21 protein-coding genes are annotated in these 24,793 nt (G+C 67.8%); 13 read left to right on the top strand and 8 right to left on the bottom strand.

The window, feature by feature from the left end:
* Positions 1 to 159: 159 nt before the first annotated feature.
* Together hepT and mntA are read right to left on the bottom strand one after the other, a co-directional pair.
* Complete coding sequence (gene hepT, locus TVNIR_RS02365; RefSeq protein ID WP_015257372.1) at positions 160 to 594, bottom strand: type VII toxin-antitoxin system HepT family RNase toxin; 435 nt, start codon at positions 592 to 594, stop codon at positions 160 to 162.
* The gene (gene mntA, locus TVNIR_RS02360) at positions 584 to 964 is read right to left on the bottom strand and encodes a type VII toxin-antitoxin system MntA family adenylyltransferase antitoxin (RefSeq protein WP_015257371.1); all 381 of its coding nucleotides are present in this window, start codon (positions 962 to 964) and stop codon (positions 584 to 586) included. The genes hepT and mntA overlap by 11 nt, the downstream gene beginning before the upstream one ends.
* A 416-nt stretch (positions 965 to 1,380) precedes the next feature.
* Here mntA and TVNIR_RS02355 point away from each other — a divergent pair, with 416 nt between their 5' ends.
* The 4 genes from TVNIR_RS02355 to TVNIR_RS02340 all read left to right on the top strand — a co-directional run bounded on the left by TVNIR_RS02355 (position 1,381) and on the right by TVNIR_RS02340 (position 2,838).
* Positions 1,381 to 1,638 carry a type II toxin-antitoxin system Phd/YefM family antitoxin gene (locus TVNIR_RS02355; RefSeq protein WP_043739112.1) on the top strand — a complete coding sequence of 86 codons (258 nt, stop codon included), beginning with the start codon at positions 1,381 to 1,383 and terminating at the stop codon, positions 1,636 to 1,638.
* The gene (locus tag TVNIR_RS02350; protein WP_015257369.1) at positions 1,622 to 2,008 is read left to right on the top strand and encodes a type II toxin-antitoxin system VapC family toxin; all 387 of its coding nucleotides are present in this window, start codon (positions 1,622 to 1,624) and stop codon (positions 2,006 to 2,008) included. Before TVNIR_RS02355 ends, TVNIR_RS02350 begins: the two co-directional genes overlap by 17 nt.
* Before the next feature lie 213 nt (positions 2,009 to 2,221).
* The gene (locus TVNIR_RS02345) at positions 2,222 to 2,452 is read left to right on the top strand and encodes a type II toxin-antitoxin system Phd/YefM family antitoxin (protein WP_006746162.1); all 231 of its coding nucleotides are present in this window, start codon (positions 2,222 to 2,224) and stop codon (positions 2,450 to 2,452) included.
* Positions 2,452 to 2,838: a type II toxin-antitoxin system VapC family toxin gene (locus tag TVNIR_RS02340; RefSeq protein WP_015257368.1), complete on the top strand. Its 387-nt coding sequence runs from the start codon at positions 2,452 to 2,454 to the stop codon at positions 2,836 to 2,838. The genes TVNIR_RS02345 and TVNIR_RS02340 overlap by 1 nt, the downstream gene beginning before the upstream one ends.
* 380 nt (positions 2,839 to 3,218) lie before the next feature.
* Here TVNIR_RS02340 and TVNIR_RS02335 read toward each other — a convergent pair whose 3' ends face one another.
* The 6 genes from TVNIR_RS02335 to glnE form a co-directional block, all read right to left on the bottom strand.
* Positions 3,219 to 3,641: a nucleotidyltransferase family protein gene (locus TVNIR_RS02335; RefSeq protein ID WP_043739108.1), complete on the bottom strand. Its 423-nt coding sequence runs from the start codon at positions 3,639 to 3,641 to the stop codon at positions 3,219 to 3,221.
* Between the two features lie 211 nt (positions 3,642 to 3,852).
* Positions 3,853 to 4,980 carry a GGDEF domain-containing protein gene (locus tag TVNIR_RS02330; RefSeq protein ID WP_237251708.1) on the bottom strand — a complete coding sequence of 376 codons (1,128 nt, stop codon included), beginning with the start codon at positions 4,978 to 4,980 and terminating at the stop codon, positions 3,853 to 3,855.
* A gap of 473 nt (positions 4,981 to 5,453) precedes the next feature.
* A complete protein-coding gene (locus TVNIR_RS02325; protein WP_015257362.1) occupies positions 5,454 to 5,801 on the bottom strand; it encodes a hypothetical protein in 348 nt (115 codons plus the stop codon).
* A 413-nt stretch (positions 5,802 to 6,214) separates the two neighbouring features.
* Positions 6,215 to 6,433 carry a zinc-finger domain-containing protein gene (locus TVNIR_RS02320; protein ID WP_015257361.1) on the bottom strand — a complete coding sequence of 73 codons (219 nt, stop codon included), beginning with the start codon at positions 6,431 to 6,433 and terminating at the stop codon, positions 6,215 to 6,217.
* 48 nt (positions 6,434 to 6,481) lie between these two features.
* Complete coding sequence (locus TVNIR_RS02315) at positions 6,482 to 7,402, bottom strand: branched-chain amino acid transaminase (RefSeq protein ID WP_015257360.1); 921 nt, start codon at positions 7,400 to 7,402, stop codon at positions 6,482 to 6,484.
* Between the two features lie 13 nt (positions 7,403 to 7,415).
* Positions 7,416 to 10,352, bottom strand: coding sequence for a bifunctional [glutamate--ammonia ligase]-adenylyl-L-tyrosine phosphorylase/[glutamate--ammonia-ligase] adenylyltransferase (gene glnE / locus TVNIR_RS02310; RefSeq protein ID WP_015257359.1), 2,937 nt, complete (start codon positions 10,350 to 10,352; stop codon positions 7,416 to 7,418).
* 151 nt (positions 10,353 to 10,503) lie between these two features.
* On the opposite strand from glnE, the gene TVNIR_RS02305 reads away from it, so the two are divergent.
* From TVNIR_RS02305 to TVNIR_RS02265, 9 genes are all read left to right on the top strand, one after another.
* Positions 10,504 to 11,535 (top strand): Fe(3+) ABC transporter substrate-binding protein, encoded by a 1,032-nt coding sequence (locus tag TVNIR_RS02305; RefSeq protein ID WP_015257358.1) that lies wholly within the window; start codon positions 10,504 to 10,506, stop codon positions 11,533 to 11,535.
* A 567-nt stretch (positions 11,536 to 12,102) separates the two neighbouring features.
* Entirely contained in the window at positions 12,103 to 13,863 is a 1,761-nt protein-coding gene (locus tag TVNIR_RS02300; protein ID WP_015257357.1) for an ABC transporter permease, read from the top strand.
* Complete coding sequence (locus tag TVNIR_RS02295; RefSeq protein WP_043739105.1) at positions 13,860 to 14,957, top strand: ABC transporter ATP-binding protein; 1,098 nt, start codon at positions 13,860 to 13,862, stop codon at positions 14,955 to 14,957. The genes TVNIR_RS02300 and TVNIR_RS02295 overlap by 4 nt, the downstream gene beginning before the upstream one ends.
* A gap of 592 nt (positions 14,958 to 15,549) precedes the next feature.
* On the top strand, positions 15,550 to 17,328 hold the full coding sequence (locus tag TVNIR_RS02290; RefSeq protein ID WP_083499321.1) for an autotransporter assembly complex protein TamA: 1,779 nt from the start codon (positions 15,550 to 15,552) through the stop codon (positions 17,326 to 17,328).
* Positions 17,325 to 21,449 carry a translocation/assembly module TamB domain-containing protein gene (locus TVNIR_RS02285; RefSeq protein ID WP_015257353.1) on the top strand — a complete coding sequence of 1,375 codons (4,125 nt, stop codon included), beginning with the start codon at positions 17,325 to 17,327 and terminating at the stop codon, positions 21,447 to 21,449. Before TVNIR_RS02290 ends, TVNIR_RS02285 begins: the two co-directional genes overlap by 4 nt.
* 188 nt (positions 21,450 to 21,637) lie before the next feature.
* Positions 21,638 to 21,955 (top strand): hypothetical protein, encoded by a 318-nt coding sequence (locus tag TVNIR_RS02280; protein WP_043739102.1) that lies wholly within the window; start codon positions 21,638 to 21,640, stop codon positions 21,953 to 21,955.
* Positions 21,948 to 23,090, top strand: a complete 1,143-nt coding sequence (locus TVNIR_RS02275; RefSeq protein ID WP_015257351.1) for an ABC transporter permease — start codon at positions 21,948 to 21,950, stop codon at positions 23,088 to 23,090. Before TVNIR_RS02280 ends, TVNIR_RS02275 begins: the two co-directional genes overlap by 8 nt.
* Complete coding sequence (locus TVNIR_RS02270; RefSeq protein WP_015257350.1) at positions 23,087 to 23,794, top strand: ABC transporter ATP-binding protein; 708 nt, start codon at positions 23,087 to 23,089, stop codon at positions 23,792 to 23,794. Before TVNIR_RS02275 ends, TVNIR_RS02270 begins: the two co-directional genes overlap by 4 nt.
* Positions 23,791 to 24,792 (top strand): hypothetical protein, encoded by a 1,002-nt coding sequence (locus TVNIR_RS02265; RefSeq protein WP_015257349.1) that lies wholly within the window; start codon positions 23,791 to 23,793, stop codon positions 24,790 to 24,792. The genes TVNIR_RS02270 and TVNIR_RS02265 overlap by 4 nt, the downstream gene beginning before the upstream one ends.
* Position 24,793 lies beyond the last annotated feature (1 nt).

The raw sequence follows: 24,793 nt of genomic DNA, 5'->3' as shown, positions 1-24,793 counted from the left end.
GGAAGGCGCAACCAATCCGGGACATATATGGACGCCTCCCTTGTTGCAAGGGCCGAACGGAACTCCTTGTGCGATCGCCACCCGCGGGGAACGGGGTCACGGGGAACGGGGTCAGGTCTCGCATGCGAACATCCGGAACGGCAGGAGTCGGCGGCTCTGCTATTCCTCTTCTGGATGCGCGACGGGAGGGATGGGTGCGAGGAGAAACTGCACGACGAAGTCGTGTCCGCCGTTCTCGACCAGCTGCAACACCCGGTGCATGTCGAGATTCATGTAGTCATGGACGATTCGATTGCGAAGACCGACCACGCTGTTCCAGCGGACCAGTTCCTGCGGCGACAGCCCCAACAGGCGAGCCAGCACCGCAAAGCTGTCGTAGGCCGACACTGGAACGGGTTCCCCTGCGGCCTTGATCAGGTGCTTGGCCTTGCCTATGGCATTCTCGACCAGCACTTGCAGTGCATGAAGCACCCCATTCTGCTCCAGCCGACTCAGCGCCCCACCCGACCGCAGGCGCTCCCGCGCTTCGGCCAGCATCGCAGCCTGCTCGCGGGCGATATGCGCAGTTTCCTGCTGATAGAGCTCAAGCCGCATGTTCCGACTCCCAGGCCCAATCCTCCAGCTCGCGCCAGGTCCGCGTCAGAAAGTGGCTCCACGCCCGGGTGCCGTCGCCCTTGAGCAGACGACCCTCTTCCGCGACCACCGCCCGGATGGCCAGCCGTGCCGCAGCAAGATCGATGAGATCGATGCGCGCTGGAGCGACATCGAGGCCCTTCGCCAGCCGGTGACGTAGGCGTTCGGTCGCGGCAAGTGTCTCGGCAAATCCGAGGTACCGGGCCCACTGAATCGCGAAGTCCCAGTCGCTGGCAGGCGTCGCGGTCCCCCGCTGCCGGCTGCCGATCAGGATCGCCAGTTCCAGGTCAGGCTCGCTTTCGAACACGTCCCGGACGAGTTGCAGTTCCATGTCGCCAACCTACCGCGTGGAGGTCAGCCACACAACTGCGAGAAACGCGGGGGACGGGGTCACGGTCGCACGGGAAACGGGGTCAGGTTTCGCATGCGAACATCGGGCGCAGTGCGCAAGCTCCGGGACCCTGTGCCTGAACGCCGGTCACCGCCCCGATCGGCTGTACACAGCGCCGATTCCACGGAAGGAGTTCCGCATGACGCATGCCGCGCTCGACCCTAGTCTGCTTCAGGCTTCGCGGTGGCGCCCATACTGCTGGCGGCACGCTCCGTTAAACCGACTCTCAGACCTCGTCGGCGCCTTGCACAGCGCCTCGCGGGCACCCAGTTTCCCCCGTTCCGCCTCGCGATTCCGGTTGACCCAATAGACTAGATTTACTAGACTAACCGCCGCACAACTGTTGGAGTCTCGACGTGGAGACCGTGAATGTTCACGAGGCGAAGACCCATTTGTCGCGCCTTCTGGAGCGGGTGGCACACGGTGAGAGCATTGTCATTGCCCGAGCAGGACGGCCGATGGCAAGGCTGACTCCCATGGAACCTCCCGCGTTGGCCGCAGGCCGCCGGGTCGGGTTCCTTCTGGGCGAGATTCAGGTACCGGATGATTTCGATCGCATGGGGGAATCGGAGATCGCGACGCTGTTCAGTGGTAACAATGATCCTGCTGCTTGATACGCATCTTCTTCTGTGGGCAGCGGGTGAACCGGACCGCTTGCCCGCCATGGCCCGCGATCTCCTTCTGAATCCGGACAACGAGCCATGGTTCAGCGCGGTCAGCGTGTGGGAGACCACCATCAAGAGCAGCCTCGATCGGCCGGATTTCCGAGTGGACCCTGCGGTTCTGCGCCGTGGCCTGCTGGATCACGGCTACACAGAACTACCGATAACGGGGGCGCACGCCGTCGCGGTGGCTGGACTACCCGACCTGCACAAGGACCCGTTCGATCGCTTGCTGGTCGCTCAGGCCCAGGTCGAGGGAATTCTCCTGGTGACCCACGATCCGCTGGTCGCCCGCTACCCGGGTCCGATTCGCCGCGTGTAACCCAGCCGAATCCGGCAGGAAAAGGGGTCAGGTCTCGCATGCGAACGCCCGGAGCGGCAGGAGCAAGGGGTGGATTCGCCTCCCCCGGCTCACCGGAACCCGTGCCGTTTTCAAGCAACGACTGGGCCGGCTGTCTTGCCACCGGCGCCTATTGACCCATATAACGCCCACAGATAGACTAAGTCTTATGACTAAGTCATTCCGAGGGCGCCCATGAGCACCACGGTCAACGTACACGAAGCGAAAACACATCTGTCGCGCCTGTTGAAACGCGCTCATGACGGCGAGGAGATCATTCTGGCCAAGTCCGGCCGCCCTTATGCGCGCCTCGTTCCTTTGGAGTCCGCCCCGCCGCAGCGCCAGCCCGGGCGTGTCGAGGGCCGGGTCGAGGACGCCTTCTTCGATCCCTTGCCAGAAGATGAACTCGCCGCGTGGGAGAAGTAGTGCGAATCGTGCTCGATACTCATGCCCTGCTTTGGTGGTTCACGAACGACGCGCGGCTGTCCGCGAAGGCGCACGAGGTGATCGGGGACCTGGAGAATACCGTGGTCGTGAGTGCCGCCAGCGCATGGGAGATTGCCACCAAGCATCGCTTGGGCAAACTCGAAATCGGCAGCGAGGTTCTCCGGCGATTCGATGAACTGATCACGGCGGACGGCTTCATTCATCTGGCCGTCAACTACAGGCAAGCCATCCATGCCGGGGCTTATACGGTCGACCACCGCGACCCCTTCGACCGCATACTAGCCGCCCAGGCAGAACTGGAACAGGTCCCCCTGGTGACTGCCGATCCGGCAATGCGGGAATTTCCGATACGGTGCATCTGGTAGCAGACGATGGGGTGCCCGCCCAGAGTCTGGTCTTACTCGGGCACACCCCCATTCGGCGGCATGGGCTCGTGCGTTCCGGAACCATCCCGTACGATCCGCAGATACTGCGCCAAGCCGGGATCGAGCCGGAGGACTTTCTGCAGTAGTCGCCCTGAAACACGCAATTGCGGGCGCGCGGTGCACGCTCCTGGACGCCCCCTCTGCGCTTGAACGCCCTGGGCCGGCCCGGCAGCCTTTCCGTGAACGCGATTCCATGCAACAAGCGCTCAACCGCGTAGGGGTCACGCCGCCGTCCGGCACGATCCAGTTCCGCGTAGGCCTCGAGGTCGTCCGCAAATCGCCTCATCATGGTGAGTTTGCGGATCAGCACTTCGGCACGATCAACCATTGCCACGCACCGTACGCTCGTCCCCTCGCAGCCAGTCGGCATCGGCATAGAGAAAGAAGGCTCGGTCCTGCTCCTGCCAGAACCGTTGATCATGGTCCTGGTACAAACAGACACCGTCGCGGAGGGCCTCAAACCGTACCAGCGGGGCGGTGTCGGCGGTCAGGACCAACAGGCCCACGGGAACTGGATCAAACACCGCTTCCAGTTCCCTAAGCCAGCGGCCCTGCGCGAACAGATCCGGCACCGATACTGGTTTCACCGCCAAGTCGATGTCGCGCCCGTACCGCTGCCTTGCCGTCGAACCGAACAGCACGACGAGCTGCCAATCGTATCGGACCGCGAGATTCGCGACGGCTGCACCTTGCTCCGGGGTGATGGGCGCTGAGCCCCTGGATCCCGGCACCGGAAACGACATGAGCGAAGTCCTCATTCCGTTCAGGTTCGTAATCTACCCGATCCGCGATCTTGCAGCATCCCGAACCAGGAGAACAACGAAGGCAAACCCGGAATCTCGGGAAACCAGTCCCCGGAACCTCGACCAACCTGCGGGCACACAACCCCGGGCGCGCCTGCGGCGCGTTCGCGAGCAGGGCTCGCTCCTACGGGGTTTGCATCGGCGTGCGGGATCAGGCCATCGCGTTGCCCATCTCTGCGTACGCGCCGTCCCCATAGCGGGTCACCCGATTCCGGCCCGCCTTCTTGCTACGGTACATGGCCTGGTCGGCCAGAGCGATGAGTTCCTGCAGGTCGTGCGCGTGGTCGGGGTAGCTCGCGTAGCCGATGCTGACCGTGGCACGCACAGGCGTGCCCCCCACTTCGATGGCCATGCGCTCGATCGATTCGCGCAGCCGCTCGGCCGCCTCGCGCGCGGCCTGGGGCCCGGTGTTGGGGAGCAGCACGATAAACTCGTCGCCGCCGTAACGAGCGATCAGGTCGGAACGGCGCAGCACCCGATGCATGCTATCCACGATGCCGACGATCAGGCGATTGCCCGCCTCGTGCCCGTAGCGATCGTTGGTCTGCTTCAGGTTGTCCGCGTCGATCATCATCACGGTCAGTCCGGTGCGTTCCCGTTGCGCACGAATCAGTTCACGCTCGAACGCTATGTAGAACGCGCGCATGTTGGCAACAGCGGTCATGCCGTCGGTCTCCGAGAGTTCCCGGAGGATCCGGCGCGAGAAGTTCATATCGGCCGCGAGCATGGACGCCAGGTAAGCCACCAGCACGAACGGCCCGAGCTGCAACATCACATGGCCGAACATCTCGAAACCGAAGATCGCACGGCCCAGCAGCGCATGCGAGCTGTACAGGTAGAATGCGATGATGAGTGCCACCACCGCCAGGGTCATGGATCTCCCCAGCGTCAGTGCGGCGAATACGATCGGCAGCAGATACAGGTTCACCAACCCGGTTTGCTGTGCGCCGGCATGCCAGATGACGAATGCGATCAGCAACGTCATGGCCAGAGTCTCGACGACGAGCTTCCAGCGTGCCTCCGGGGTAAAGAGGTTCAGGTAACGAAAACCGATGATCATCAGCGCGAAGGCCGCGCTAGCCGCCGCGATCGGCAACACCTCGACCTCTACGCCTGGAATCACCAGGTAAACCAGGATCAGGACCAGCAGCAGCCAGAGCGTTTCCGCGAGGGTACGCTGGAAGCCCTTCAGTTCGATCTTCTCGGTATCGGGCACCCCGCGGGCGCGTGCATCCATCGCACCCCGGGATCCCTTCCCCACACCGTTTGTTTTCGTCACCGTGCTCGCCACTCCTTGCCTGACCCGACCACTGACCGCGAATTGCTCCGCGCCCTCCGCGACAGCGCATCGCGAATCCCGTGTCGTCGGCGCCCCCGCACCGAACCCCAGCGGGCGCAGCTGAGACGCGACTCCAAAGCCCTGGAGCCCTACTGTCGGCACGCCGCCGGGACGCGCATTTAACAACAGGAGGGAAATCTGGCCAACTTAACCACCTTCCACAGTCGGCAATTCGAGAACCGGGGGTCGCCGGTTTCGGCGGGGCGGGGGATCGGACGCCGGAGTCAGCCGATCCCGAAACGACCGGTCGCGCCGGCTCGAAGCGGGATCGCTGTGCCGTCGGCGCAACCCACGGGGCCTCGGTGGCGGGCTGTGGCTGTTTCGCGCCCGAGACGGATCGTTCCATGCTGGAACTGGCGGGCCGTGCGCCGCCATCCGCAGGGAGGTTCTGCACGCGGCCCGGAACCGGCGAACTAGCCTTGGTTCGCGCCCCGGGCCGGGTTGCGTTCCTGCCAGCAGCGCAGCGCTTCGTGGTAGTCCATGTGGCCGTAGAAGTCGCGCCACTCGTCCATGCAGGCGTCCAGAATCCGGCGCTCGGGGGTGCCGCGCGCGTGCTCGCGCAGCCGGTGCGAAAGTTCGTCCACGGTGCGCTGCGCATCCTGGACGCAGCGCTCGTATTCCCGGGCGTTTCCGGGCCACTCGTCCTCGCAGGTACCCCGGATGTGGACCATCGTCGCGTCCATCGCAACCGTGGTCGCGGGGGCGGCAAGTGCGGCGATGACGGCGGTTACCGCGAGGGCGAGACCGGTGATCTTCTGCATGTCGGACAGCTCCCATGACGCTGGTCGAAAGGCTCCCGCAGAATCCCCTGGCCATCCACCTTCCCGGTGGTGCCCGGCTGGCTCGGCATGCCTGCCGAAAGTTGGACCCGTGGGTTTCGCTACGGCGGCTTGCCGTGCCTGGCGGCACGAGCCACGCGGGACAAGCAAGCTTTACACCAACCGCGGGCGGTAGCGGTGTACAGCGGGGTTTCTGCATCGGGCCATGCGACTGGCCCGGCGTGCAGGAAGCGCCGCAAGCCATCGCCACCGGGACTCGCATACCCACGGAAATCGCGGCATTCCCGATAGTTCGTCTTTCCTGAAGGCAGACGCTACGGGTGGCTGGGCCACCCTGCGCGGACCGTGGCGGGGGCGTGGCGACAGGCGCCGCCCGGGTGGTTCGCCGGGCGCGCTCAGTCCTCGAGGACGTATACGGTGCCGCAGTACGGGCAGCGGATGCGGCCGTCGGCGGTTTCGTCGATCGGGAGAAACACGCGCGGGTGGGAGGCCCAGAGTGCGCTCTGCGGGGTCGGGCAGTGCAGCGGCAGCTGGTCGCGGCGCACCGACACGGTGCTCTCCGCGTTGGCCGGGGCGAAGCGGTCCTGCTGTTCGGCGGTGTGGGGGTTGGGCATAACGGTGCTCCCGGGTGCTGTGCCGGTGGCCGGCGGGTCGGTAGTGGCTCAGACGTACGTGAGCCAGCCTTCGTGCTTCGGTTGGCGCCCCTTGACCACGTCGAAGTACAGCGACTGCAGGCGCTGGGTGATCGGGCCGCGGGTGCCTTCGCCGATCGGCCGGTTGTCGACCTCGCGGATCGGGGTCACCTCGGCGGCGGTTCCGGTGAAGAAGGCCTCGTCGGCGATGTAGACCTCGTCGCGGGTGATGCGCTTCTCGACGATCTTCAGGCCTTCCTCGTCAGCGAGGGTGAAGATGGTCCGCCGTGTGATGCCGTCCAGCGCGGAGGTCAGATCCGGGGTGTAGATCACGCCGTCACGCACGATGAAGATGTTCTCGCCGCTGCCCTCGGCCACGTAGCCTTCGGTGTCGAGCAGCATCGCTTCGTCGTAGCCACAGGCAACCGCCTCCTGCAGCGCGAGCATGGAATTCATGTAGTTGCCGTTCGCCTTGGCCTTGCACAGCGTTACGTTCACGTGGTGGCGGCTGTACGACGAGGTGTGGATGCGGATGCCGCGGCTCATGTTCTCCTCGCCCAGGTAGCTGCCCCAGGTCCACGCGGCCACCATCACGTGCACCTCGAGGTTGTCGGCGCGCAGGCCCATGCCCTCGGAGCCGAAGAAACACATCGGGCGGATGTAGGCGGTCTCCAGCCCGTTCTCACGGACGGAGGCGATCTGGGCGGCGCTGAGTTCCTCGGGGCTGTAGGGGATCTTCATGCCCAGGATGCGCGCGGAATTGAACAGACGCCGGGTGTGGTCCTCCAGCCGGAAGATCGCGGTGCCGTGGGCGGCATCGTAGGCGCGCACGCCCTCGAACACACCCATGCCATAGTGCAGCGTGTGGGTCAGCACGTGAACCCGGGCATCGCGCCAGGGCACCATCTTCCCGTCCAACCAGATCACTCCGTCGCGATCCGCCATCGACATCGTCGGTCTCTCCTCAGTCAGTGTCTTCGGGCGCCGGCGCTCGGGCCGTCACGTCGCCGAACAGTTCGTCCCAGGTAGCCATCACCTGGCTGCGCAGCGCGCGCAGATCCGCCGGCGGGTCGACCACCCGGGTACCGGCCCCGGCCAGGGTCAGGCGGTGGATCCGGTTGCGCATGTCGCGGTAGGCGTCCGCCAGGGCGGTGCCCAATTCCGGGGTGATCACGCCCACTTTCCCAAGAACCTCCAGCGTCCGCACCTTGTCGGGCCAGGTGCAGACCTCGGGATGCTCGTGGGCATTGGCCAAAACCCAGTATTGAACCATGAACTCGATGTCAGTGATACCGCCGCGATCACGCTTGAGGTCGAACGCGTCCGGGTCGCGCGAGGCGTGCTCGGCCAGCATCTTCGAACGCATCTCCACCACCTCGGCACGGAGCGCGTCCCGATCGCGCGGGCGCGACAGGATCCGCCGACGTACTTCGGCAAAGCGTTCGCCCAGTTCGCGGTCGCCGGCCACACAGCGAGTGCGCACCAGCGCCTGGTGTTCCCAGGTCCAGGCCGAACCCTCCTGGTAACGGGCGAACGCGTCGAGGCTGCTGACCAGCAGGCCCGCAAGGCCGCTCGGCCGTAGCCGCGTGTCCACCTCGTACAGGCGGCCGGCCGGAGTGAACACGCCCAGCAGGTGCACGATCCGCGTGCCCAGGCGCCCGAAGAACTCGGTGTTGTCGATCACGCGTGGACCGGCGGTCTGGGCCGCATCGCCGTCGCTGTCGTGCAGGAACACCAGGTCGAGATCGGAGCCATACCCGAGTTCGAGCCCCCCCAACTTGCCGTAGCCGATGATCGCGAAGCGGGCACGACGGCGCCGGTCGCCGGTGCCGCACCAGGGCTCGCCGTGGCGCTGCACCATCAGGTTCCAGCTCAGTTCCAGCACCTTCGCCAGCAGGATCTCGGCCAGCCAGGTCAGGTGATCAGACACGCGCATCAGCGGCAGATAGCCCATGATGTCGGCGGCGGCGACACGCAGCGTCTGCACCTGTTTGTACTGGCGCAGCCGGTCCAGCACCTGCTCCTGGTCCTCCAGCGGGAACTGCGCAAGTTCCTCGTCGAGTTCCCATCGCAGGCCTTCGCGGTCGGGGGGGGCATACAGCGCCCGGGGATCGAGCAGTTCGTCGAGCAGTACCGGGTAGCGGGTCAGCTGGTCGCTGATCCAGGAACTGGCCTCGCACAGCTTTACCAGCTGCGACAGGGCGAGCGGGTTTTCCACCAGCAGCGACAGGTAGACCGACCGACGGGCAATGGTCTTCACCAGTTGCAGGGCGCGCGGGAGGACGGGGTCGGGTCGGTCCAGTTCCACGATCGCGCCCAGCAGCAGCGGCATCAGCCGATCCAGGCGCTGGCGGCCGGTCTCGCTCAGGCTGCGGGTGACCGGGCTCTGGCGCAGCGCCCGGATCGCCTCGAACGCGGCAGGCGGATCCGCGAAACCCATCCGGGCCAGCAGCGGCTCGGCCTCGGGCTGCTTGGTGTGCAATGACCAGATGCGGCTCAGGCTGCGCTGCCGGCCGGCACCGGGCATGTCGTCCAGGTTGTCCTCGTCGTCCCGCTGGGGCGCCGAGAAGACCTGCTCGAACTGGGCATGCACGCGGCGCTGCTCGCGCACCAGTGCCATCTCGAAGCTTGCCTCGTCCGGATAGCCCATCGCCAGCGCCAGCCGGGTGCGGTCGAAGGCCTGTGGTGGCAGGCGATGGGTCTGCTGGTCGTTCTGCATCTGCAGGCGGTTCTCGACCCGGCGCAGGAAACGGTAGGCATGCACAAGCTGGTCGACCGCGTGCCGCGGCAGCTGCTGCTGGCGAGCAAGCAGGTCGAGCACCCCGAGCAGATCGCGGCGCTGCAGGGCGCGGTCGCGCCCACCCCGGATCAGTTGAAAGACCTGGCCGATGAACTCGACCTCGCGGATACCGCCCTCGCCGTGCTTCACGTCCTCGATGCGCTCCTTGCGCACCGATTCCTCGTTGATCTTGCGCTTGAGTTCGCGCAGGTTGGCGAAGGCGCCGTAGTCGAGGTAGCGGCGGTAGATGAACGGCCTCAGCTTCTGCATCAGGCGTTCGCCGTCGGCGGGATCCCCGGCCATCACGCGCGCCTTGATCAGCGCGTAGCGCTCCCACTCGCGGCCGTGCGCCTGGTAGTAGTCCTCCATCGCGTCGAAGTGCATCACCAGCGGCCCGGAGCTGCCGAAGGGTCGCAGGCGCATGTCCACCCGGTAACAGAAACCCTCGGGGGTCACGTCGGCGAGCGCGGCGATCAATGCCCGACCCAGGCGCTGGAAGTATTCCTGGTTGTCGATCGTGCGTTCACCATCGGTGCTGCCGGGGCGGTGGTAGGCGAAGATCAGGTCGATGTCGGACGAGAAATTGAGTTCCCTGCCGCCGAGCTTGCCCATCCCGAGCACGATCAGCGACTGCGGCTCGCCTTCACGATCGCGCGGAATCCCGTACTTTTCCCGATGGCGCGCGTCCAGCCAACCGAGCGCGCCCTGTACCAGCACATCCGCCAGCCGGCTCAGGTCGTGCATCGCCTCGTCCAGGTCGGCCTGACCGAGCAGATCCCGCCAGGCGATGCGGATCAGTTCCCGGTGGCGCAGCTCGCGCAGGCAGGCCTTCAGTTCGCTCTCGTCGCCCGCCTGCTCCAGGCGCCCCGCAAGATCCGCGCCCAGGTCGCGGTCGGTACGGGCAGGCATGGATCCGTGCGCATCGAGCGCATCGAGCAGGTACTCTGGATGACGTTGCGTGATCTGGGTCACGTAGTCGCTGCACAGGAACACCATCGCTGCGCCGGGGATCGCAGGAGGGGGATCGGTCACCAGGGCCAGGAATTCAGCCAGCCGCTGCTGGGCGCGTTCGCGCGCGGCAGCGGGCAGGTTTTCCGGTGGTACCGGTGGCAAGGCGTGCATCGCCCAAGCCTACCAGCCGCCCCTGTCCACGGGAACCAACCGACCGTGCGTCCGCGGGCTCAGCGCCAGGGCATTGACAGCGACACCTCCACAAATGACAATCGTTCTTGTTCGTGTCTTGCGAACCAACCTCATTTCAGGAGTCACCACCATGTTTCGTCATCCGTTGAAACTCGTTGCCGCAGCGGTCCTGGGTACCGCACTGACCTTTCCCGCAACGGCAGACGCCGACGGCGAAGTCAACCTGTACTCTGCGCGCCAGGAGAACCTGATCAAGCCCCTGCTCGACGACTTCACCCGCGATACCGGCATCCAGGTGAATCTGCTGACCGGGCGTGCAGACGAACTGCTCCAGCGCCTGCGGCTCGAGGGCCGCAACTCCCCGGCCGACGTACTGATCACGGTCGACGCCGGCAACCTGCACCAGGCCAAGGAGGCTGGCGTGCTGTCCCCGATCGAGTCCGAGGTGCTCACCGAGAACGTACCGGAAAGCTACCGGGACATGGACGGGGAATGGTACGGACTGTCGCTGCGCGCCCGTCCGATCATGTACCACAAGGACAAGGTCGACCCGGCTGAACTCTCCACCTACGAGGATCTGGCCGATCCGCAGTGGCGCGGACGCATCTGTGTGCGTTCATCGTCGAACGTGTACAACCAGTCGCTGGTCGCCGCGATGATCGCGACCGAGGGTCCGGATGCCACGGGCGAGTGGGTGAACGGCCTGGTCGCCAACTTTGCGCGTCCACCGCAAGGCGGGGACCGTGACCAGATCCGTGCGGTCGCGGCCGGCGTCTGTGACCTCGCACTGGCCAACACCTACTACCTCGGCGCAATGCTGGCCGGCGACGACGCCACGCAACGCGACGCTGCCGAACAGATCGGCGTGTTCTTCCCGAACCAGGATGGCCGCGGCACGCATGTAAACGTCAGCGGCGCCGGCGTAACCACCCACGCACCCAACCGTGAGAATGGGATCCGCCTGGTCGAGTATCTGACCAGCGAAAACGCCCAGCAGTGGTACGCGGAGGCGAACCAGGAGTACCCGGTACGGGCGGACGTGCCCGCAAGCGACGTGCTGCGCAGTTTCGGCGAGTTCAAGGCCGACAGCGTGAACCTGTCCCTGCTCGGCGCCCACAACGCCGAAGCCGTGCGTATCATGGACCGCGCCCGCTGGCGCTGACCGCAACACCCCCGGCCCCTCTCCCGCAAGCGGGAGAGGGGAGCAAAGCCCCTCCCCCGATCACGGGGGAGGGGTTGGGGAGGGGGCCAGTGCACGGCCCCACCACAGTGCACTCACCCTCACCCCCGGCCCCTCTCCCGCAAGCGGGAGAGGGGAGCAAAGCCCCTCTCCACCCGCGGGGGGCACCCTGGATGTCGCACATAGGCAGCAACATCCCCCATCCTGATTATCACGGAAGCTCCGCAAGCTGGACTGGGCCATCTTCGAAACCAGCGTCATCGCGAGGAGCGAAGCCTTTAGCCGCGAGCGCAGCGTGGCGGGACGTGGCGATCCAGAGGGCGATGGTCCCCCCGCGCCGCCTGGATTACTCGCTGCGCTCGCCCTTCGGGCCAGCCTACGGCTGTTCAACTCGCTACGCGCGTTAGTGCCGCGCTTCGCTCGCAATGACGACCGACGCGGAGAGGTATCGCACTGGCTGAGGAGGTTTCGTGATAATCAGGTCCCCCATTGGGAGGGGCGACCGCTTCCGGATGCAATTCATAATGCGAACGTTTACTATTTGCGGTCATGAACGCGATCCTTCCCTCCCGCGCAGCCCATGAGCGGCGCTGGCCGCTGCTGCCGCGTCGGCCCAGCCTCTGGCAGCTGACCTCGGTCACGGTCGCACTGGTCCTCGCACTGCCGGTGCTCGTGATCTTCGGGCACGTGTTCCTGCCCTCCACCGACGTCTGGGTGCACCTGCGCGAGACCATGCTCGGCGAGTACGTGACCAACTCGCTGCTGCTGCTGTTCGGGGTCGGCGTCGGCGTGCTGGTGATCGGTATCCCGGTCGCCTGGCTGGTGAGCGTCTGCGAGTTTCCCGGCCGTCGGATCTTCCAGTGGGCGCTGATGCTGCCGCTGGCGATGCCGGCGTACATCATCGCCTACACCTATACCGGCATGCTGGACTTCACCGGGCCGGTGCAGGTGCTGATCCGCGACCTGACCGGGCTTGGCTACGGCCAGTACTGGTTCCCCGAGATCCGCTCGCTGACCGGTGCCATGCTAATGCTGACGCTGGTACTCTACCCCTACGTGTACCTGCTGACGCGCGCGGCGTTCCTGGAACAATCGGTCTGCGTGCTGGAGGTTTCGCGCACGCTCGGCAGCGGCCCCTACGCCGGATTCTTCCGGGTCGCGCTGCCGCTGGCGCGTCCGGCGGTGATCGCGGGCCTGACGCTTGCACTGATGGAAGTACTGGCGGACTACGGCACGGTGGCGTATTTCGGGATTCCGACCTTTACCACCGGCATCTTCCGCACTTGGTACGGTCTGGCCGACCCCGGCGCGGCCGCCCAACTCGCGGCGGTGCTGCTGAGCTTCGTGTTCGTGCTGATCCTGCTGGAGCGCTGGTCGCGAATGCGCGCACGTTTTCACCACACCAGTTCCCGCTACTCGACGCTGCCGCGCTACCAGCTGAGGGGCTGGAAAGCCGCCGCGGCGGTCACCGCCTGCCTGCTGCCGATTTTGCTGGGATTTCTGATTCCGGCAGCGCAGCTCTCGCTCTGGGCCGCGCGCACGACCGACCACTGGATGAACCCCGCGTTCGCGGAGCTGGTGTTCAATACCTTCTCGCTGGCGGCGATGGCCGCGGTGATCGCGGTCGCGCTGGCGCTGATCCTGGCGTATGCCCGGCGCATGCAGGGCGGCTTCATCACCGGGCTCGCGGTGCGGGTGGCGGGCATGGGCTATGCGGTGCCGGGCACGGTGATCGCGATCGGCGTGATGCTCCCGTTCGCCTGGTTCGACAACACCCTGGATGCCTTCATGCGCGAGCAGTTCGGGGTCTCGACCGGGCTGCTGCTGTCGGGCACGCTGGTGGCGCTGCTGTTCGCCTACGCGGTGCGCTTCCTCGCGGTGTCGCTGCAAACGGTGGAGGCCGGTCTGGGCAAGATCAAGCCGAGCATGGACGACGCCGCGCGCTCGCTGGGGATGCGCCCGCTGGCGACGCTGACCCGCGTTCACCTGCCGATCATGCGCGGCACGCTGCTGACCGCGTTGCTGCTGGTATTCGTCGACGTGCTGAAGGAACTGCCTGCGACGCTGATCCTGCGCCCGTTCGATTTCAACACGCTCGCGGTACGGGCCTTCGAACTCGCGGGCGACGAGCGCCTGGCGGAATCCTCCAGCGCCGCGCTGGCGATCGTGCTGGTGGGTCTGCTTCCGGTTATCCTGCTTAGCCTGACCATTGAACGATCCCGGCCGGGACAACGGCAGCGGGCGCGGCAGCGGACGGGAAGTCCGGGCAGCGAACCGCTGGCGGTCCCCGCGGGCGCACAGGCTGCATGACGAAAGAAAACAGGGATTCCGCCCACGCCGCAGAGGTAGTGCTGGACGACATCGACGTGGGCTACTCGGGCCAGCGGGTGGTGCACGCGATCTCGCTGGAATTGTCACGCGGGCAGATCGGCTGCCTGCTCGGCCCGTCCGGCTGCGGCAAGACGACGTTGCTGCGGGCGATCGCGGGCTTCGAGGGCGTGATGCGCGGCGAGATCCGCCTGAATGACGAGACCGTCAGCCGCCCAGGCTTCACGCTGGCGCCCGAGAAACGCAATGTCGGCATGGTGTTCCAGGACTTCGCACTGTTCCCACACCTAGACGTGACCGGCAACATCGCGTTCGGAATCCGCCGCTGGAGCCGGACAGACCGCGAGCACCGGGTAAAGGAACTGTTGCGGCTGATCGGCCTGTCGGGCTACGAGCACGCGTTCCCGCACGCACTCTCCGGCGGTCAGCAGCAGCGAATCGCGCTGGCCCGGGCGCTCGCGCCGCGCCCGCAACTGCTGCTGCTCGACGAACCCTTCTCGAGCATGGACGTGGAATTGCGCACCGACCTCGCGCGCGAGGTGCGCGCGATCCTGCGCGCCGAGGGAACCACCGGGATCCTGGTCACCCACGATCAGCACGAGGCCTTTGCGTTCGCCGACCGCATCGCGGTGCTGAACAACGGCCGGCTGTGCCAGTGGGACACCGCCTACCACCTCTACCACAAGCCGGCCGACCGCTTCGTGGCCGGGTTCGTCGGCGAAGGCACGATCATCCCGGGGCGGGTCTGTGCCGAGGACTGCGTGGAGACCGCACTGGGCCGGATTACCGGGGGCCTGTCGGATCGCTACGCGCAGGGCGCTGCAGTAGACGTGCTGGTACGCCCGGACGACATCACAGTCGACAACGAGGCCGGAACGGTCCCGGCAGAAGTGACCGCGAAAGCCTTTCGCGGCGCGGATTTTCTCTACACGCTGCGCCTGCAGGACGGCACCGAGGTCCTCTGCGTCGCGCCCAGCCACGACAACTTCATCGTGTCCGACCACGTGCGTGTGCGCCTGGACTTCTCGCACCTGGTGGCGTTCCCGCGCGGCGAAAGTGGCTGCACGCCGCATTGAGCCGCCCCCGGAAGAACCCTGCGGGCCGATGCGCTTGGGCATGCTTCTCGGACGCCAGCCGCTGGCCGAGGTCGGCTGGCGGGTCGATCCGGCACGAGCCTTGGTGAACGGCCGTCCGGCGACTGCAGCGGACGGTTCCTCGTGACGTGAGCATCAGCCCAGAGGGCAGGAGAGCGCGGTGTGATCCGCCGCACGGCGCTCGCGCCGCCCCGACGCCCAGGGCAACCCCGGCGCCGAATGGCGGATGACGGCCTTCGGCCTCTTCCGCCCTACGATTCTTTCGGGGTCGAGGGTGGTTGGCCTCCCGGGTTCACTTTTACCCCGCGCCCCTGCCGCCATCGATCCCGCTGCTGCCGTGACCGCCGGGGAATCCCGCACAAAACGCGGGGGCCGGGCCGACCGCGCCGGTCGTAGCGGCGCCCACGGTTATACTGAGGCTTCGCGTACCGACGGCCGTGGTGGACGGCGCCGACGGTCGAACCGGATTACAGGTTGGCCACCGGCGCAGGCCTCTCACGCCGCCCGCATTGCGCGATCGGCACCGGACCGTCGCACCGGAGATCCCGGTTCACCCACCGCAGCAGGAACTGGCATGACGGCTCTCCAATCGAATCGGCAACGCCCCTGCTGGCAGACCTCCCGGCCGGCATGGCTTCCCGCGGTGCTGCTGTCTCTGTCGCTGGGCTCCGGCGCCGCGGACGCGCAGGGCATACCGGAACTTCGGATCGACGGCGGCACCACCGAGCAGCGGGATAACATCCGCGCGTTCCTGCCGATGACCCGCTACAGCTGCGAGCTTCCCGAGTTCCGCGAACGCGGGGTCATCCGCGATGCGGGTGACCGGGTGCGCCAGGCACTGCGGGCGCTGGGTCACTACCAGCCGCAACTGGAACTGATCGTCGCCCGTACCGAGGAATGCTGGAACCTCGAGCTGCAGCTGGATCCCGGTCCGGTCGCCCGGATCGCGGCAGTCGACGTACAGGTCACCGGTGAGGGCGCGGAAGACCCAGCGTTCGTCGCCATCGCCACCGCGCCCGGGATCGCGGTCGGCGATCGGTTGCGTCACGACCACTACGATCGCCTGCGCTCCCGCCTGATCCGGGCCGCGGCCGACCGGGGCTACTTCGACGCCGAACTGACGACGAGCCAGTTGCGGGTGGATCCAGAGGCCAACGTGGCGCAAGTGGTCCTGCACATGGACAGCGGGCCCCGTTACCGCTTCGGGCCGATCACGCTCGAGCAGGACATCCTGCGTCCGGAGTTCGTCGAGCGTCTGTACCCGTTCGAGACCGGCGCGCCTTACAGCTCGGGGCAGCTGATCGCGCTGCAACGCAACCTGAGCGACAGCGGGTACTTCGAGTCGGTACGGGTCCGGCCACGCGTCGATGACGCGGTCGACCGCGAGGTGCCGATCACCGCCGAAGTCGGCACCCGCAAGCGCACGGCCTACGAGGCCCGGCTGGGCTTCTCCACCGATACCGGCCCGCGCCTGGGCCTGGCGATGGACCGTCGCTACGCCAACCGCCGGGGACATCGCTACCACGCGGAGCTCGAAGCCTCGACCAAGCGATCCGGGATCGGCTTCAATTACGACATCCCGCTACGGGATCCGCTACGGGAACACTTGAGCCTGTTCGCCACCTACCGTACCGAGGACACCGCCGGCACCCGATCCGACCGGGCCCAGATCGGCGCGAGCCGGGTGCGCCAGCACGCCTCCGGATGGCAGACCACCGAGGGCATCCGCTACGAGTATGAGGAATTCACCGTTGGCGGGGTCAGTGATACGACGCAGATGCTGTTGCCCTCCTACCGCGTGAACCGATCCGAGTCGGACGACCCGCTGTTTCCGCGCAACGGCTACCGCGTGGAACTGCTGGGCCAGGGCGCGCACGAGAGCCTCGCCTCCAGTATCAGCTTCCTGCAGGCACGGGGCAGCGCGAAATACATCCGGGGTCTAGGGGCGGGCCGGATGATCCTGCGGGGTGACGCGGGGCTGACCTACAGCGACGATGTGCAGGAGATGCCGAAATCGCTGCGCTTCTTTGCGGGCGGCGACACCAGCGTACGCGGCTTCGGATTCCAGAAACTGGGGCCGCAGGATGACGAAGGACGCATCATTGGCGGCCGCCACCTGCTGGTCGGCAGCGTCGAGTACGACCACCCGTTCGGCGACGGTCCCTGGGGCGGCGCGGTGTTCCTCGATGCCGGCAACGCCTTCGACAGCTTCGACGACTACGATCTGAAACTGGGCTTCGGCGCCGGAGTGCGCTGGCGCTCGCCGGTGGGGCCGATCCGGGTGGATCTGGCCCACGCCCCCGATTCCCCGGACAGTTTCCGGATCCACTTCACGATGGGACCGGATCTGTGATTCGGAGTCTGCGCCTGCTGTTCGGCCTGCTGGGCTGGGTACTGATCCTGGCCCTGCTCGCCGTCGCCGGCGCGGTGGCACTGATCGCCACCGAGGACGGCACTCGCTGGCTGTTTGCACAGGCCGAGCGCCATGCGCCGATGGAGTTCCGGGCCGCCCGCGTCGAGGGCACGCTGTTCCGCGGGCTGACGCTGGGCGACCTGGCCGTGGACGCGGCCGGAACCCGGGTTGAGTTGACTTCCGGGCGTATCGAACTCGACGCGCTGGCGCTGCTGCGACTGACCGTCCGTGTTCGCGACCTCGACCTCGCCGGCCTGGTGGTGGACCTGCCGGAGGCGGATCCCGAACGGCCGGAGCCCACTGCAACACCGGAACTCCCCGAATCCGTCGACCTCCCGGTGCGCGTGCAGGTCGACCGTTTCCGCCTGGCCGACGTCGAGCTGCGCCAGGAAGGCGCGACCCTGCTGGAGATCGATCGCCTCGCGCTGCGGCTGGACGCGGATGCCGACGGTCTGCAACTGGCCGATCTGGAACTGGCGCTGCCGGGCACCGAGGTCTGGCTGGACGCCGGGGTGCAGCCGGCGGGCGCCTGGCCGCTGTCTCTCGAGGGGCGCTGGCGGGTCGACCTGCCGGAAGCCGTTGCGCTGGGATTGCAGGCCGAGCGGGCCGAGGGCCGCCTGACGGTCGCCGGCGATCTGCGCGAACGCCTGCAGCTACGGCACAGCCTGCAGGCGGGGGCCGTGATGGAGACGGACCTGGTGGTGCAAGACCTGCTGGGCACGCCCCGGTTCGACCTGCAGAATCGTTGGGAGCCCTTCCACTACCGGCTGAATGCCGAAGCGGCGCAGGTCGAGGCCGGCGAACTCCGGCTACAAGGTCAACTCGACGCCTGGGACGCACGGCTCGCGACTGCCGTGCAATGGGGCGCACTGCCGGTAGCCACGCTGAACACCGCGATCGAAGGCTCGCTGCAGCACGCGGAAATCCTGGAACTCGCGGTCAGCAGTGTCGCGGGCCAGCTGGAGGCGCGCGGGCGGGTAGATTTTGCCGACGCGCTGGCCTGGACCCTGGACGCCGGGCTGCGCGACCTGGCGGGCGAAGCGCTGGGGCTTGACCTGGATGCCGATGTGGAGTCGCTGCAGCTGGCGACCTCGGGCCGCCTGCCGCGCGAAGGCGAGGCAGAACTGGAGCGCCTGCTGCAGACGATGTCGGCCACGGTGGAAATCCGCGAGCTGCTGGCGCAAGTCGACGGGCAGCCGCTGGCCGGCTCGGGCCGCGTGGCGGTCGCGCAGGGACAGGCCCGGATCGACGATCTGCTACTGCATCTGGGCACCGATGGCCGGATCCGGCTCGACGGAGACGCGACCCTGGGCGCGGAGATTCCGTTCCACCTGGCGCTGGCCGCCGACGCGCTCGATCTGGGGTTCCTGATGCCGGAGCGCGAACTGGCGCTGCCGCGCCTGCGGCTGCGGGCCGACGGGCGCTTCGCACCGGAGACCGGCGCGCTCGCTGCCACCGTGGCACTGGAGGACTTCGCGGCGCGCGTCGATGGCCAGCCGCTGTCGGCCACCGCCGATCTGGCACTCTCCGAGACCCGGGTGCGGATCCGCACGTTCGACCTCGCGCTGCCGGCGGACGGCCACCTGAACGTCCGCGGCCAGGTCGGCTTCGGGGCCGGGATCGAATGGGAGCTGCGGCTCGCGGGCCAGGGCATCGATCCGGGTGTGCTGTTCCCGGATCTGCCCGGCCGCCTGGCGCTGGACCTGAACAGTCGAGGCACGCTGCCACCGGACGGCGTCGTCGAGGCGACGGTGGAGCTGCGCGAACTGCGCGGCGAACTGCGTGACCAACCGGTGCAGGGGGTGGCGAACACGGGGATTGCGGGCACCCAGGTTCGGGTCGACGCGCTGGACCTGCGGGTCGGCGCGAACCGCCTGACGGCGAGCGGCGATCTCGGCGAAGTGCTGGCGTTGGAACTGGCCCTGAACGCCCCGGAACTCGACCGCCTGCTGCCCGCCCTGGGCGGGCGCATCGAACTCGATGCGCGGGTCTCGGGCACGCCCGAGAGCCCCCGTATCGCGGCCCGGGCCGAGGGCCATGCCCTGCGCTACGACGACCTCCAGCTGGAGCGCCTGGATCTTCAGCTCGACGCGGGGCTGGACCCCGAGGCTCCGGCGGAATTGTCACTGCGCCTCGCGGAACTCCGGGCCGGCGGACAGCGTGTCCGCGAACTGCAACTGGATGCCGACGGGCGGGCCTCCGACCACCGGCTGGAACTCGCGGTGGAGGCCGGCGACCTGGGCCGCTTGCAGCTGCACGCGGCCGGCGGCTACGACCTCCAACAGGCACTGTGGAACGGCCGGCTGGAGCAGCTGGATCTCGAGCAGGCTCAGGCCGGGCGGTGGGCGTTGCGACAGCCGGTGCCGGTCACCGCCGGACCGGCCCGGGCAAACCTGGGCGACCTGTGCCTGGTCCGCGCGAATGCAGACATCTGCCTGAGTGGCGACTGGACGGCCGCCGTTGGCGGCCAGGGCCGACTATCGCTTCAGGATCTCGATCTCGCCTGGCTGGAGCCGGTGCTGCCCCCGACGACGACGATCGAGGGACGGCTGAACGCGCGGCTGGAGGCCGCGGTGGATGCCGCCGCGACGCCGCGCGGCGAGCTGTCGGTGACGCCGACGGACGGGCAGATCCGCCTGACGCTGCCCGACGGCAGCGAGCAGATCATCCCCTACCGGGATGTGCGCCTGTCGGCACGGATCGATGACCAGGATCTGCGGGCGGACCTGGGCCTGTCGTTCCTGGAGGACGGCATCGCCAGAGCAGTCGTGCAGATGAGGCCCGAGGGCGACAGCCACCGGATCGACGGGGCGATTCAAGCGGGCCTGGAATCGCTGGAATGGATCGGGGCGTTCTCGCCAGAGATCCAGAACGTGCGGGGCCGGCTGCACGCCGATCTCGAACTCGGGGGCCGACTCGACGCACCGCTGGTGCAGGGCAGCCTGCGCATCGGCGACGCCGGGGTGCTGATCCCGGAGGCGGGTCTCGACCTCGAACTGCCGCAGTTTGTCGCCGAGGTCGTATCCGCGGAGGAGATGCGTCTGAGCGGCGAGCTGCGATCCGGCGGCGAGAGTCTGCAGCTCGAGGGCGAACTGGGATTCGCGGGACAGCGCCCGGAGGCGGAAATCCGGGTGGTCGGGGAGCGATTCCTGGCCGTGAACCGGCCCGACATCCGTGCCCGGGTCAGCCCGGACGTGACGCTGCGCTTCCGGCCGGAACGGCTGACGGTGCGCGGCGAGGTCCGAGTGCCCTGGGCACGGATCCTGCCACCCGACCTGCCACCAGGGTCGGTCGGCGTGTCGCGCGACGAGGTCGTGATCGGCGAGGAGGCCGAGCACACGGACGCGTTACCCATGGACATCCAGGTGCGTATCGTGCTCGGCGACGACGTGCGTTTCGACGGGTTCGGCCTGGTCGCCCGTTTCACCGGCGATCTGGACGTGGTCGACGTGCCGGGACGGCCGCTGCAGATGTTCGGCGACGTGCGCATTCCGGAGGGCAGTTACCAGGCCTACGGGCAGGACCTGACGGTGGAACGCGGACTGGTGATCTTTCAGGGTCCGCCGGAAACCCCGGCACTGGACATTCGCGCGGTACGTCGCGTGCCCGCGTACGACGTGGTCGTCGGGCTGGAGATCGGCGGTGTACCGGACGAACTGAGTTCGCGGGTCGTCTCGGAACCGCCGATGGACGATACCGAGGCGATGGCCTTCCTGCTGACCGGACGCCCGCTCTCGGGAGCTTCGCAGGCCGACGGCAACCTGATCGCCGGCGCCGCCGCGGCCTGGGGCCTGGAGCAGGGCGGGCTGATCACGCAGCGGCTCGGGAGCGAACTGGGGCTGGACGAGGTCGAGCTCGACACCGACGCCGGCCTGGACCAGAGCGCGCTGACGATCGGGAAATATCTGTCACCGAGGCTGCTGCTGCGCTACAGCATGGGGCTGTTCGACGATTCCTACAAGGTGATGCTGCGCTACGAGCTGACCCGCTCGCTGAGCGTCGAGACAACCTCCAGTGCGCTCGGACAGAGCGTCGACCTGATCTACCGCATCGAGCGCTGACCGTCTCCCGGGCTGGCGCGGCGTTCTGCCACCCGCACCCCAAACCCGGTGATGCATTTGGTGCAAAGTGCGGCAAATGCAGCAGACCTCCGGCCCGGCCCGGACGCCGATCGGCTTCACGCTCGGATCCCGTCCCTGGCACGAATGCTGCCTATGCATGGGCGAACCTGGTCCAGGAGAACCCGGCGGTGGCATCCGGCACCCCGCGACATCGACCGCGGTCCCGTCCCGGGGACCGTGCACTGATCGTCTTGCTGCTCGCGTCGCTGGCGCTGGCCGGTTCGCTGCTGCACGCGGCGCTGCCCCGGGCCGAAGCGCATACGCAGCACGCGCCAATGCTGGTGCGCGATCTCGGCCTGACCGGACTGGCGCTGTTCACCGAGGCGCGCTACACGCGCCACCTGGGGCTTGGCGACCGTCACGCGGCGTTCCGGGATCACCCGATGGCGCTGGAACATTTTCCGTCCGGATCGCTGCTACCGCCGCCGCGGCATCTCCATGACTGAGCGCGGCGGCGTTCTGGCGCGGCAGCGTTACCTGGCCGACTACACCGTAGCCGCGATGGCACGGCGCCGTGCGCGCAACCTGGGGCTGCTCGCCGTCTACGGCGGTATGGTCTTCGTGCTGGCGTCGGTACTGTTCTACACCAGCGCGCTGAAACACGAGGCGGGCCTGTTACTGGCCGAGGCACCGGAGATCGTGGTGCAGCGCATGATCGCCGGCCGCCACGACCTGATCCCCGGCGGGCACACGGCGGCGCTGACCGGGATCCGCGGAGTCCGGGAGGTGCAGCCGCGGCTCTGGGGCTACCACTACGACGCCGCGGTGCGCGCCAACTACACTCTGATGGTGCCGCCGGACCGCGATCTCGAGCCGGGCACCGCGGTGATCGGCCCGGCACTGGCACGCGCCCGCGGGGCCTCCGCCGGCGACATGCTGAGCTTCCGCGGCCACGACGGCGCACTGACGGCCTTCCGGATCGACGCGGTTCTGCCGCAGGCGTCCACGCTCGCCAGCGCCGACCTGCTGCTGGTCGCGGAGAAGGATTTCCGGCGCCTGTTCGGGATCCCCGAGGACCGGCATACCGACCTCGCGCTGCACGTCCCGAACCCACGCGAGGTCCAGACGGTCGCCGAGAAGGTGCTGGAAGCGCTTCCGGACAGCCGGCCGATCCTGCGCGACGAGATCCTGCGCACCTACGACGCGGTGTTCGACTGGCGCTCGGCACTCGTGCTGCTGCCGCTTTCCGGCGCCCTGCTCGCGTTCGCGATCCTGGCCTGGGAGAAGGCCTCGGGACTGTCGGCGGATGAACGCCGCGAGATCGGCATCCTGAAAGCCATCGGCTGGGAAACCAGCGACGTACTGCAGATGAAGCTCTGGGAGGGTGCGCTGATCTCGCTGCTGGCGTTCCTGCTCGGGACGACCGCGGCGTACTGGCACGTGTTCGGGCTGTCCGCACCGCTGCTGGCGCCGGTGATGCAGGGCTGGTCGGTGCTCTATCCGGACTTCCGGCTGACGCCGACGGTCAGTGCCACGCAGCTGCTGACGCTGTTCTTCCTGACTGTGTTCCCGTACCTGGTGGCCACGCTGGTACCCGTCTGGCGCGCGGCCGTCACCGATCCCGACGAGGTGATGCGGTGACCGCTCGGGTCGAACTGGCCGGGGTGCGCAAGGCGTTCAACGAAGACCGCTCGAACGCGTTCTGGGCGGTGGACGGGGTCGACCTGTCGCTGCCGGCCGGCGGAGTCACGGTAGTGGCGGGTCCGAGCGGCTCCGGGAAAACGACGTTACTGACCCTGATCGGCTGCCTCGCGCGGCCCACCGAGGGGCGCGTGCGCCTCGACGGCCGCGACATTTCCGGCCTGCCGGAGCCGTTTCGGGCGGCGTTGCGCCGCCGGACCTTCGGCTTCGTGTTCCAGCGCTTCAACCTGATTCGCGGCCTGCCGGTGCTGGAAAACGTGATGCTGCCCGCCTACCCGCTGGGCACCCCGCGCCGGCCCCTGCAGCGCCGCGCGCTGGAACTGCTCGAGCGGCTCGGACTGGAGCACCGTTCCGAGGCACACGTCGAGTCGCTGTCCGGGGGCGAGGCGCAGCGCACCGCCATCGCCCGCGCGCTGATCAACGACCCGCCGGTGCTGATCGCAGACGAACCCACCGCGAACCTGGACTCGGCGCTGTCGCGGGCCTTTCTGGAGATCGTCGCCGCGCTTCGCGACGAGGGGCGCACGCTATTGCTGAGCAGCCACGACCCATTGGTGCGCGAGGCGGCGATCGTGGATCGCGTGATCGAGCTGCGCGACGGCCGGGTGATCGCGGACCGCGCGCGCCGGGCGGAGCCGCGATGATGGTCCAGGCACCGATCCTGGCGCTGATACTGGCGGACGTGCTGACCCTGTTGCTGCTGGTGCCGGCGGCCGTGTTCGCGGCCGAGGTGCTGCGTCACTGGGATCTGTCCAGCGGGCACGCGCGGCAGCTGCGGCTGGAGAAGCGCACGTTCCTGATAGGCACCGCGCTGGGCCTGGTGTTCCTCGCGCAGCTGGCGGTGCTGCCGCTGTTCGTGCATACCGTCGACCGGATGGCGTTGCAGATCGTCGGCGCGATGTGCGCGGTGGGCACGCTGAACGCGAACGCCTGGGGTTTCCCCGCGCTGTGGCTGCGGATCCTGCTGTTCTTCCTCGCCGCCGCCTGGCTGGTGCTGCACCGGCTCGACGGGCGGGCACCGAGCTACCCGCTGACCCGGGCGAAGTACGCGCTGCTGCTGGCGATCGTGCCGCTCGCGGGGGCCGCCGCGGCGGTACAGCTCGCATTCTTCCTGCGCCTGGAACCGGACGTGATCACCTCCTGCTGTGGCAGTCTGTTCAGCCAGGGCGCGGAGTCGGTGACTGCGCACATGGCCGGGCTGCCCGCGCTGCCCGCGATGGTCGCGCTCTACGGGGTGCTCGGCCTGGTGCTCGCGACCGGCGTGGTCTATCTGCGCTGGCGGCGGGGCCTGGTGCTGTTCGGCGGACTCTCGGCGCTGGCCTTTCCGGTTGCGATCGCGGCCGTCGTCGCGTTCGTGTCGCTCTACGTCTACGAGCACCCGCTGCATCACTGTCCGTTCTGCCTGCTGAAGCGCGAATACGGCTACGTGGGCTACGCCCTGTACCTGCCGCTGTTCGGCGCGACCGCGCTGGGTCTCGGCCTGGGCCTGGCCGCAGCGCTGGCGCGCCGCGACGGCGTGCAGCAGGTGCTGGCGCAGGGTGCACCGCGGCTGGTGGTCACTGCTGGCGCGGGATTCGCGCTGTTCGCGGCGCTGACGGCGTGGCTGTCGTGGCAGTCGAACCTGATCCTGCTCGGGTACTGAG

It is taken from the genome of Thioalkalivibrio nitratireducens DSM 14787 (genome assembly GCF_000321415.2).
Taxonomy (GTDB): Bacteria; Pseudomonadota; Gammaproteobacteria; order Ectothiorhodospirales; family Ectothiorhodospiraceae; genus Thioalkalivibrio; species Thioalkalivibrio nitratireducens.
This window is presented reverse-complemented; position numbering and strand designations above follow the sequence as displayed.

What these genes read in the sequence shown, in the direction of transcription:
- TVNIR_RS02325 (WP_015257362.1), bottom strand. Translation starts at nt 5,801, where the DNA reads ATGCAGAAGATCACCGGTCTCGCCCTCGCGGTAACCGCCGTCATCGCC.
- TVNIR_RS02320 (WP_015257361.1), bottom strand. Translation starts at nt 6,433, where the DNA reads ATGCCCAACCCCCACACCGCCGAACAGCAGGACCGCTTCGCCCCGGCC.
- TVNIR_RS02300 (WP_015257357.1), top strand. Translation starts at nt 12,103, where the DNA reads ATGAACGCGATCCTTCCCTCCCGCGCAGCCCATGAGCGGCGCTGGCCG.
- glnE (WP_015257359.1), bottom strand. Translation starts at nt 10,352, where the DNA reads ATGCACGCCTTGCCACCGGTACCACCGGAAAACCTGCCCGCTGCCGCG.
- TVNIR_RS02290 (WP_083499321.1), top strand. Translation starts at nt 15,550, where the DNA reads ATGACGGCTCTCCAATCGAATCGGCAACGCCCCTGCTGGCAGACCTCC.
- TVNIR_RS02335 (WP_043739108.1), bottom strand. Translation starts at nt 3,641, where the DNA reads ATGTCGTTTCCGGTGCCGGGATCCAGGGGCTCAGCGCCCATCACCCCG.
- mntA (WP_015257371.1), bottom strand. Translation starts at nt 964, where the DNA reads ATGGAACTGCAACTCGTCCGGGACGTGTTCGAAAGCGAGCCTGACCTG.
- TVNIR_RS02295 (WP_043739105.1), top strand. Translation starts at nt 13,860, where the DNA reads ATGACGAAAGAAAACAGGGATTCCGCCCACGCCGCAGAGGTAGTGCTG.
- TVNIR_RS02275 (WP_015257351.1), top strand. Translation starts at nt 21,948, where the DNA reads ATGACTGAGCGCGGCGGCGTTCTGGCGCGGCAGCGTTACCTGGCCGAC.
- TVNIR_RS02350 (WP_015257369.1), top strand. Translation starts at nt 1,622, where the DNA reads ATGATCCTGCTGCTTGATACGCATCTTCTTCTGTGGGCAGCGGGTGAA.
- hepT (WP_015257372.1), bottom strand. Translation starts at nt 594, where the DNA reads ATGCGGCTTGAGCTCTATCAGCAGGAAACTGCGCATATCGCCCGCGAG.
- TVNIR_RS02345 (WP_006746162.1), top strand. Translation starts at nt 2,222, where the DNA reads ATGAGCACCACGGTCAACGTACACGAAGCGAAAACACATCTGTCGCGC.
- TVNIR_RS02305 (WP_015257358.1), top strand. Translation starts at nt 10,504, where the DNA reads ATGTTTCGTCATCCGTTGAAACTCGTTGCCGCAGCGGTCCTGGGTACC.
- TVNIR_RS02315 (WP_015257360.1), bottom strand. Translation starts at nt 7,402, where the DNA reads ATGTCGATGGCGGATCGCGACGGAGTGATCTGGTTGGACGGGAAGATG.
- TVNIR_RS02265 (WP_015257349.1), top strand. Translation starts at nt 23,791, where the DNA reads ATGATGGTCCAGGCACCGATCCTGGCGCTGATACTGGCGGACGTGCTG.